Raw genomic sequence first — 10113 nt, forward strand, 5'->3', positions numbered from 1 at the left:
GGGGTGTGAGGGGTGTGAGGGGTGTGAGGGGTGTGAGAGGTGTGAGAAGATAAAAAAGTATTTTCTTCTCCTACTCCCCCTACTCCCCCTACTCTCTCCTCTGCCCATATCCGCACTTGGGGTTGAATATCATCAGTCACAAACTTAATGGCATTACTAATCAAATTAATCAATACCTGTACTAAGATAGTGCGATGTGCTTTCACAATCGGTAAAGGTGACTCGATGGTGATGTGTGCTTGGGCAACTTGTATCTCTGGCTGTAATTCCTTGAGTACCTCAGCGATCGCGCTGTCCAAACTCAGCCGTTGTAACCAAATTTCGCTGCGTCCCAGACGACTATAAGCAAGTAAATCCAGAATCAAGGTGTCCATGCGTGCAGCTGCGGTGACAATACGCTGCGTGTATTGTTGTCCTGTTTCGTCTAGATAAAAACTGTAGTCTTCTTGTAAAGCTTGAGCGAGTCCTTGCATGGCACGGAGTGGAGCGCGTAAATCATGAGATACTGTGTAGGTAAAGGCTTCCAATTCCCGATTGACTTCTTGCAGTTGTATGGTGCGTTCTTTAACTTTCTGCTCTAAGTTTTCGTTGAGTTGCTTAATTTCTAATTCAGATCGCCTGCGATCGCTAATATCTATAACTAACCCACAATAGCCCCTCACCGAACCATCTTCGGCAATGTCGGGAACAAGAATTGCGTTGATATAGCGTGTACCTCCTTCGCGGTAGGGAAGTTCTGCTTCATATTCAACTAAATTACCTGCTAGGGCGCGTTCTACTTTGTCTTTGATGATTTGATAGGCTGCTTCTCCCACAACTTCTACTAAGTGCTTACCGTAGATTTCCTCTGGAGAGAAGCCAAACCAAGTGTTGTAGGTTTTATTAATAAACTGGTAGCGTTGCTGGCTATCAATATAAGAAATGCAGACTGGCAAAGAGTTAGCAATTAAATGTAATAAATCTTGATGTTGACGACTTTTGTCTTCACTTAAAAGTAATTTTTGGCTAATTACTTGGGAATTCCGTCGAGAGGTCTTAACAAAGTTAATAAGTGAAACAAGAAATAGCCCTTCCACCAAAAATATAACTAGCTGGATATTTGTCCAAAGATCACTGCTGAATAATAATTTAATCGGAGTTGAGAAAAAATAACTACTCAATAAACCAGATAAAACAACTGCCAAAATACCAGGACCAACTCCTCCATAGTAGGTACTCGCCGTAACGGCAATAAAAAATAGTAAAAATGGGGTTTTGTATTGTTGACCAGACCAATAATTCAGCAGTAGTTTACCCTGTAGCGCGATCGCTACAGTCAAAACTGCAATACCATAACGCCAAATAATCTGGCGTTTTCCTCTCAACATAATTTTTTGCCCAGGCTTACCTGAATCATACCGTTTCACCATAAGTCTGATACATTTAGCGACTATACAAAGAGGACATATCAATTCAAAATTTAAAATTGGGAAGATCACCTAGCCACCTTTTATGTATCCAGCCCGTCGTGGTAAACACAAAATATTTATCGGTATGGCTCCTGGTGTTGGCAAAACTTACCGGATGCTAGAAGAAGGCCATGCACTCAAAGAAGAAGGGATTGATGTTGTAATTGGGTTGTTGGAAACCCACGGACGCAAAGAAACAGCACAGATGGCTGAAGGATTGGAAATATTACCTCGTAAACAAATTCCACGGGGTAATTTAACATTGACGGAAATGGACACCGAGGCTATTTTGGCGCGATCGCCTCAACTAGTACTAATCGATGAACTCGCTCATACTAATGTCCCCGGTTCACCCCGGGAAAAACGCTACCAAGACGTAGAAATTATTTTGCAAAATGGCATTGATGTTTACTCCACGATGAATATTCAACATCTAGAGAGCCTCAATGATTTAGTAGCAAGGATTACTGGTATTGTAGTACGTGAGCGTGTTCCTGATAGAGTTTTGGATGATGCCGATGAGGTGGTAGTAGTAGATGTTACTCCCGAAACCCTACAAGAGCGGTTGGTAGAAGGTAAAATCTACGCGCCGCAAAAAATCCAACAAGCACTCGATAACTTTTTCCAACGTCGCAACTTAATTGCTTTACGAGAACTGGCACTGCGAGAGATAGCAGACAACGTTGAAGAAGAAGCCAGAGAAATGGGTGCAGCCTTGACAAACGGTGTGAATCCGCAAGGTCAACTCTGTAATATTCAAGAAAGAGTATTAGTATGTATTTCCACTTATGCTAACTCGTTGCAACTATTACGTCGGGGTGCGAGGATAGCCAATTACATGAATGCCCCTCTATTTGCTGTATTTGTCGCTGCTCCTGATCGTTTCCTCACCAAAGAAGAAAGCTTGCACATAGATATGTGTGAAAAGCTATGTAAAGAATTTGCAGGTAATTTTATTCGTGTTTCTAACAGTGATATTGCTGAAGCGATCGCACAAGTAGCCGAGCAATATCGTATTACCCAAATCGTCATTGGTGCAAGTCAGCGATCGCGTTGGCAAATTCTCCTCAAAGGTTCTCTCACCCACAAGTTACTGCGACTGCTGAAGAATACCGATTTGCATATCATTGCCACAGATAAAAAAAATGCATTCTTAGCTTGAACAAAAAGAAGCCCACATCCGTGCCCGTTGCGGCGGTGATTCTCTATAGAAAAACTCTGCGTCCCTTTGCGCTTACTCCGCGTCCCTCTGCGTTTAAAAACACTATGATTTTACGAATTCTTAACTTAAAGGTGGCGGGAATTGCTGCACCGTTGACACGAATAAACTCCAAATGCATCATGACTTCATCCCCATAGTAACGATACATATGCTCTACTAACTGTAGAGACGCTTCAAACAGCGCGTCTCTACATCGGTGGGGAAGATACTTTGCAAATAGGTGATGGAAGTATCAGCGCTGCGGGTTATGGCACAGTAGAATTTTGTAATCTAGCGATCGCACTGAGCTTGTTTACACTCAAAAATATTTATGCAAGAGGTTTAATTCGTTAGCCGACATTTAAACTTCATCGCCGAGTATTTTAATTTCGTTAGAGAGTCTTACAACCTCGTCGTTGAGTATTTAAAACTTGTCAACGAGTGTTTCCAATTGCGTCTTTGAGTATTTGAGCTTCATGAACGAGTCTGAGAATCTCACCTTTGGGTATTTGAGCTTCGTAAGCGAGGATGAGAAATTCATTAACGAGTCTTTAATTCTCGTGAGTCAGTTTCCAAACTTCGTCGTTGAGTGTAAAAGCTTCATCAGTCAGTATCAAAACTTGCTCAACGAGTATTTAATCTGAGAAACACTAATCTTAAACTAAAGGACTAATATTCTATTTTTTAAAAGATACGTAGTAGCGCGATCGGACTAATTTAGTACAAAAATCTCTTCTTCTATCTCTGTGTTCTCTGTGTCTGTGCGGTTTATTAATGCAACATTTTAGTCTTGCCACGCTAGTACTAAGATTTTTTCAAAAATCAAACCGGATTTCCATAGGGAATAAACAATAAAAGTACAACCCATCTCAATTATTCACTCAAAGGCTTCACTGTCACCAGCTTCTCGCCTTCATCCACTGTCACCCTTGCCAATCCAAATTGTTCAATTACCCAAGCATTCGTTGTCAAGTGGGTACTAACTTCTGCCACCTGATACTCACTTTTTTCTGACGCCAAAGCAGCGGGTAATAATAATTGATCTGCTAAATGTTCATCCACTGCTGCACCAGTTTGATGAAACTTCAGTAGTTCCTCACAAGCCATCTGGGCAACTTTTTCTGCTGGTAAACCCAAACGCCCCAAAGCACTAAACCCAGCTAAGCTATTTTCATACTCCGCACTCAGAAATAAACCAGTTCCTGGTGCAACGCCTTTTTCTCTTACAGGCTTGATTGCATGTTTTAATCCTGCTTCTGTTAATAAATTTTCGGCACGGCTAGCCATACGTTGAGGAATGTGAGAAGGTAATTCTGTGGCGATCGCTAACCCCCGCACCTGCTGCAAATCCCCACGTTCTACCAAATGTACCCCATTAAGTTTTCTACCACCACTCACCAGTAACTCCACCACACCTCCGCCTTGGGGATACCAACCCCAAGAGTTTAACTTTAACTCTACTTCCACACCCATCTGTTTGAGTGTAGGCAGATACACTTGCTCAATGTACGTCATCGGTGGACTAAAGGGGACGTGGGTACCTCCTTTTAGTGTTACTTGCGAATCACCAGTTGCTAACGCCAGGGGTAACAAAATAGTCTGCAAAACCAAAGTTATAGCACCTGCGGAACCACCTTGGCGCGCTTCACTAACATCAAAGGTATAATTTCCTGCTTTCACCGCCCCACCAGGAATAAATTCCAGCATCATCGAACCCAAAGCATCACCCCGTACTTCCGCATCACAAATTGCCGCAGTCGCACGAACTCCTGTTAAGTGTTGCGCGGCTAACCCTGGATTTTTGCGTCCGGCGCGGATATTGTAAATGCTGATTGGATTACCTGTAATAGCGGCTAAACTCAGGGAGGTACGAAGAACTTGCCCCCCACCTTCGCCGTAAGAACCATCTATGTGAATCATGATCAGGTGGTTGGTTGTTAGTGGTTAGTGGTTAGTAGTTAGTGGTTAGTGGTTAGTAGTTAGTGGTTAGTGGTTAATAATTATTTCTCTACTCCCCATTGCCCCTAATCCCTACTCCCCCAATCTCTCTACTCTTACCAGGATTCATCAACCCATAGGGATCTACCATTTTCTTAAACTTTAACTGTTCTGGATCGATAACTTTTCTGCCACCATCTTCAATAATATAAGTGTGGGGATTGGCAATAAATATACCCTGTTCTTCGTGATGGTGGATGATTTGATTCAAGCGTTCTTCGGTGGTGTAGCGTACAAGTTGTAAGGCAGCGGGAATTGCTGCACCGTTGACACGAATGAACTCCAAATGCATCATGACTTCATCCCCATAGTAACGATACATATGCTCTACTAACTGTAGAGACGCTTCAAACAGCGCGTCTCTAGATCAACGGGGAAGATGCTTTGCAAATAGGTGATGGAACTATCAACGCTGCGGGCGTGGAGAGTGGTGTGATTCCAGGTGAATTCTAATAAATTCACACCTTTTCCGCCTTCTTGTACTTTTTGATAAGTAATGTTGCCACCATATTGCTGCACTAATCCAGGCAATAACTCTAAACTCGGTTCCGCAATTAATAACAAAGCGGCGTGAGTACTATCAGGGATGTATTGCCGCAACGGCGTAAAGTACTGGGGGATAGGGGATGCAAACACAGCAATTTCTTTTTTAATCATGCCATCAGCATCAGCGAGGGCTTGCCCAAATCTGGCTGCTGCCATAAATTCTGGGAAGGTAATAATTACTTCTGCCCAAGGATAAGCCGGGCCAAGGGGAATTTCAACTTCAGTGATTATACCGTTAATGCCCCAGGCGTGATTGACTTTTTGTACATCGTCGCCTCGTAGTTCAATAAAGCGCGGTTCATCTTCTAAGGTGACGACTTTCAGGGCTAAAAGATTACCGCGATCGCCTAACAGTCCATATTGTATGGAACCAATTCCCCCACTACCACCAGCCACAAAGCCGGCAATCGTTGCTGTGCGGTAGGTAGAGGGCGCCATTCGCATTTCCCAACCAATTTCCCGTGCTTTTTTATCCAGTGCTGCTAATTTTACCCCTGCTTCAACCCGCGCTACTCCTGGTTTGATCCAGCAAATCTCCTGCATCCGCGTCATATCAAGGATGACACCGCCGTGTAAAGGTACACATTGCCCATAATTTCCTGTTCCTGCACCCCGTACAGTTATCGGAACTCGAGATTTTACACAAGTAGCTGCTATTTTTAATACTTCTTGTTCGTTAGCTGGCCGTAAGACTATATCTCCAACTTTTCCTGCTAGTTTGGGAACAAGAACTGGGCTAAAGGTATGATAATCTTGCGATAATTTTGCGACTTGAGAGGAATCTGCGATCACTTCGATTCCTGGTAGGGAATTAATTAGGGCTTCTAAATCGTAGGGTTTTATATATGTTGTCATGGTTGCAATAAGGATACCAATGGCATAAAGTCAAGAGAATTATTTATAAATTTTATATATAGCTATCCTATCTGCAAAAGTGAAAATTGAGAGAGCCAGATCCCCGACTTCTTAAAGAAGTCGGGGATCTTGTTGTTTACTTTACGAATGATTTAGGAATGTTATATATATTTATGTGTTTGCTAAAATTCTGCTTATCTAAAACACTACAGCACAAGAAAACAAAATATTAGCATCTAAAATTAATTAGCTTTTTTAAAGATAGTAAAAAATTTTTACAGTAATTTAAAATAGAACAAGGCATACCCCATTGATAAACTGGCTTTAAAAGTTTTTTCATGGCTACTGATTGTTATTGACACAAGTGAAGTTCTCACAGGTATCAATAACAAATAAGCCATACTAGATATTATTTGCACCTATTGAGACTTTATATCAAGTCCGGTTCATTGCTTACGAGATCGTGTTTTCTTGTTGGCAATTGGTTAGGAAGATTGTTTTAAAGCCATTAACAATTACCAATTACCGATCCCGACGCATAACACAAGTGTTTAAGCGGACACGATATTAAATATTATTTCTTAGTCTTGGGTTGCATTTCATACAAAATATTATTTTATTTTTTGTGTTTTAACTTAACCGAAATGTACATTCGAGAATTAATTTTTGATTAACAAGGGAGTATGGTTGAATTTCTAAGGCACGATTAAAAGCTGCGATCGCTTTAGCATACTCTCCTAAAGCTGCATAGCTTAAGCCCATGCCATGCAGTGCGCCAAAATGAACAGGGTTCATCTGAATAGCCATTAGACAATCAGCCAAAGATTTTTCATACTGGCTAGTAGTGTAGTAAAGAAAAGCACGACGATTCCAAGCTTCAGCAAAGTCTGGTTGTTCATTAATTAACTCAGTCAAGACTGCTTCTGCTTTGGCAATTTGTCCTGAATCTAGTAACTTTTGACTGCGTTCAATCATTTCTAGCCCATAAATTCCCTTTTGCTGATACCAGATGCGCCAAAGCTTTTTTGTCGCCTGTTCGCGAACTGTTTCATCAGAATTTTTCAAGTCTTCAAGTAAGGAATTGACAAATAAAGAATCCATGAATTTGACGTGAGAGATAGTATCCTTGGATCAAATTTCGCACAAAATGTTCTCAAAAGTAACTTCTTAATCGACTTTTAAAATTCATCTTATAAATTGCAAGTTAAAGCAATAAATGTTTTGTTTGTTGTAGCCTGTAATACGATCTAGTCTTTAATTCCGTATCAATGGATAACTATTTTACAGAACATGTGGTCATCAACTATTGACGTTTGCCTGTTAACTGGTGACTAATAAGAAATATCCCAAGAAAAAATCAATGACTATGCCAAAACAAAACAGCGTTTCCAGGCATATAGTTCTAACTTCTCATCCCAGTCGCTTTGGCCCCAAACCAATTCCTATTAAGTGGGGAGCAAGCGATCCGATGGAACGGGGTCCCGTGATTGCCACTTTGACAAAGCAAGCACATCGTAATGTGATTGGCACTCATTCTGGCAGTTATGCGGTTTATCGTGCCTTAGCAGTGGCAAGTGGTGCATTACAGTCAGATCACAGGGCAGATCTCACCAATACTTCCCCAGTTGAGCATATCGGACCGCATCCGAGTTGGTTTGACCCTGACAAAATTGTTTCCCTCGATCCTTTTGGGGCAATTGTGGGTGAAGTGTTTGCGCCTTACTACGAGCAAGGGTATGATATTCGCCCTACTATTGCCATCACCAAGGCTCACATCAACATGCCCGAATTGTCAGAGGCAGTGACAAAAGGGCGCTTGGCAATCGATGGCAAGATCATGAAACCAGGCGGTGATTTGGTTGTCACCAAAGCTGCGATCGAACCTGTTTGGTATTTACCAGGAATAGCCAAACGCTTTCAAATCGGTGAGGGTGAATTACGGCGTGCTTTATTTGAACAAACCGGAGGCATGTTCCCGGAACTAGTCACACGGACTGATTTAGAGGTATTTTTACCACCAATTGGCGGTGTGACAGTTTATATTGTTGGGGATGTAGCAGCGATTACCGACCCCAATAAACCTTTAGCAGTACGGGTACATGATGAATGCAACGGTTCTGATGTCTTCGGCTCAGATATTTGCACCTGTCGCCCCTATCTGGTACATGGCATAGAAGTTTGTGTGCAAACCGCCCAGGAAGGCGGTGTTGGGATCATTGTTTACTGCCGCAAAGAAGGACGTGCTTTGGGAGAAGTAACAAAATTCTTGGTTTATAACGCCCGCAAACGGCAAGAAGGTGGTGATCGCGCTGATGCCTACTTTGCTCGTACCGAATGTGTCGCGGGTGTCCAGGACATGCGGTTTCAAGAATTAATGCCAGATGTTTTGCATTGGTTGGGAGTTACCCGCATCGATCGCATGGTGTCGATGAGCAACATGAAATACAACGCCATTACCGCAGCCGGGATCGAAATTGTGGAACGCATACCCATTCCTGAAGAGTTGGTTCCCCAAGATGCCCGTGTCGAAATTGAAGCGAAAAAAGCTGCTGGTTATTACACTACAGGCAAGGTGTTGCAGGTAGATGATTTAGCGGAGGTTAAGGGTCGTTCTTTGACAGATTAATCAATGGTAATTGGTAATAGCTAATGGGTAATGGGAAAACTATTACCAATTACCCAATACCATTATTTGGGGTGTATCGGCTGGAGGAAGTTGGAATGGAAATAACCGTCAAGGCGCCAAGAACGCCAAGGAAAGAAACTGAGGTGGTTGCTTATTTGCGATCGCCGATTGCGATCCGGGAGCGTTGTGAACAAATATTTACAATGGCTGTTGCAGGCAAGTCCCATCATTTTGCTTGCGATTTGGATCAATTGGGACGGGTGGCAGATTATGTGATTGCGGTGATGCGGGAGCAGTATCCCGATTTACAGATCCCGTTTCATAGCCGTTGGCGACATTTTGAAGCTGGAGGTGTACCACGTTTGGCTTTCTTGGATGAGAAGTTAGCCGATATGACGCCAATCCAGAAAGCTGCCGCTAAGTTTGATTTAGCAATCATTAGTGTGTTACTGGATGCTGGTGCTGGCGATCGCTGGCATTTTTATGAAAAAGAAACTCAATTGGGCTTTCAGCGTTCTGAAGGCTTGGCAGTAGCTAGTTACCATATGTTTTGTCAAGGGCTTTTTGCCAGTGATCCCCATCAACCTTTACAAGCAGATGCCCAAAAATTACAGCAGCTAACAGAAAAAGAATTGGCCGATGGATTTGGTGCAAACGCAGAAAATCCCTTGGTGGGAATTGCAGGGCGATCGCAATTATTGCAAAAATTAGGTCATCTCCTGCTAGCTTCGCCCCAGATATTTGGGGAACAAAATCCCCGTCCTGGGAATCTAGTAAATTATCTTTTGAATAAAGAAAAAAATAATCAGCTAGCAGCTGCAACTGTGTTAAGTGCTGTTTTGGAAGGACTAAGTGACATTTGGCCCGGACGCTTAGAAATTGCTGGGTCAAATCTGGGAGATGTTTGGTTTCATCCAGCCGTCAGTGATGATGGTTTGATTCCATTTCACAAACTATCTCAGTGGCTGAGTTATTCTCTGCTGGAACCTCTCCAAGAATTGGGTATAGAAATCATAAACTTAGATGCCCTAACTGGATTACCAGAATATCGCAATGGCGGCTTATGCCTAGACTTGGGATTGATCAAAGCCAAACATCCAGATATTGTTTCTCAGCCTCAGTCAGTAGCATCCGAAGTTATCGTTGAATGGCGTGCCTTGACTGTGATTCTTCTAGATCAAATCGCCGCTACAGTGCGAACAAAGTTAGGCATGAGTAATGAGGAATTACCACTAGTGAAAATTTTGCAGGGAGGAACCTGGACTGCTGGCCGAAGAATAGCTGCGCAACTGCGGACAGGTGGTATCCCTCCCATACAGATAGAAAGTGATGGCACAGTATTTTAGCTAGTTGGTAGTTGATGGTTGGTGGTTAATGGTTAGTAGTTAGTGGTTGGTGTTTTTATTTATTTACTACTTACTCCCCCCACTCCACCCTTA

At 42.6% G+C, this 10113-nt stretch carries 7 protein-coding genes and 2 pseudogenes; 4 read left to right on the forward strand and 5 right to left on the reverse strand.

Annotation, left to right across the window (positions count from 1 at the left end; translation table 11 throughout):
* On the reverse strand, positions 1-1409 hold a 1409-nt coding region (locus UYI_RS35260; protein WP_016869411.1), incomplete at its 3' end, for a sensor histidine kinase.
* 82 nt (positions 1410-1491) lie between these two features.
* On the opposite strand from UYI_RS35260, the gene UYI_RS33375 reads away from it, so the two are divergent.
* Positions 1492-2610 carry a universal stress protein gene (locus tag UYI_RS33375; protein WP_016869412.1) on the forward strand — a complete coding sequence of 373 codons (1119 nt, stop codon included), beginning with the start codon at positions 1492-1494 and terminating at the stop codon, positions 2608-2610.
* Between the two features lie 121 nt (positions 2611-2731).
* Here UYI_RS33375 and UYI_RS40270 read toward each other — a convergent pair.
* A pseudogene (locus tag UYI_RS40270) lies at positions 2732-2913 on the reverse strand (FAD-binding protein); the annotation flags it as partial.
* Between UYI_RS40270 and UYI_RS39815 the strand changes: the two are divergent.
* Positions 2881-3003 carry a hypothetical protein gene (locus UYI_RS39815; protein ID WP_016869414.1) on the forward strand — a complete coding sequence of 41 codons (123 nt, stop codon included), beginning with the start codon at positions 2881-2883 and terminating at the stop codon, positions 3001-3003. The pseudogene UYI_RS40270 and the gene UYI_RS39815 sit on opposite strands and share 33 nt — an antisense overlap.
* A 519-nt stretch (positions 3004-3522) precedes the next feature.
* On the opposite strand, the gene rtcA is transcribed toward UYI_RS39815, so the two are convergent.
* From rtcA to UYI_RS0125005, 3 genes and pseudogenes are all read right to left on the reverse strand, one after another.
* Positions 3523-4569 carry an RNA 3'-terminal phosphate cyclase gene (rtcA, locus tag UYI_RS0124995; protein ID WP_016869415.1) on the reverse strand — a complete coding sequence of 349 codons (1047 nt, stop codon included), beginning with the start codon at positions 4567-4569 and terminating at the stop codon, positions 3523-3525.
* 88 nt (positions 4570-4657) lie between these two features.
* Positions 4658-6048, reverse strand: a pseudogene (locus UYI_RS33380) (FAD-binding oxidoreductase).
* Positions 6049-6678: 630 nt separating this feature from the next.
* The gene (locus UYI_RS0125005; RefSeq protein ID WP_016869416.1) at positions 6679-7149 is read right to left on the reverse strand and encodes a tetratricopeptide repeat protein; all 471 of its coding nucleotides are present in this window, start codon (positions 7147-7149) and stop codon (positions 6679-6681) included.
* A gap of 265 nt (positions 7150-7414) precedes the next feature.
* On the opposite strand from UYI_RS0125005, the gene UYI_RS0125010 reads away from it, so the two are divergent.
* Positions 7415-8674: a GTP cyclohydrolase II gene (locus UYI_RS0125010; protein ID WP_026086157.1), complete on the forward strand. Its 1260-nt coding sequence runs from the start codon at positions 7415-7417 to the stop codon at positions 8672-8674.
* 23 nt (positions 8675-8697) lie between these two features.
* The gene (locus tag UYI_RS0125015) at positions 8698-10020 is read left to right on the forward strand and encodes a URC4/urg3 family protein (protein WP_016869418.1); all 1323 of its coding nucleotides are present in this window, start codon (positions 8698-8700) and stop codon (positions 10018-10020) included.
* Positions 10021-10113 lie beyond the last annotated feature (93 nt).

Origin of the sequence: Fischerella muscicola PCC 7414 (genome assembly GCF_000317205.1) — a bacterium.
Lineage (GTDB): Bacteria > Cyanobacteriota > Cyanobacteriia > Cyanobacteriales > Nostocaceae > Fischerella > Fischerella muscicola.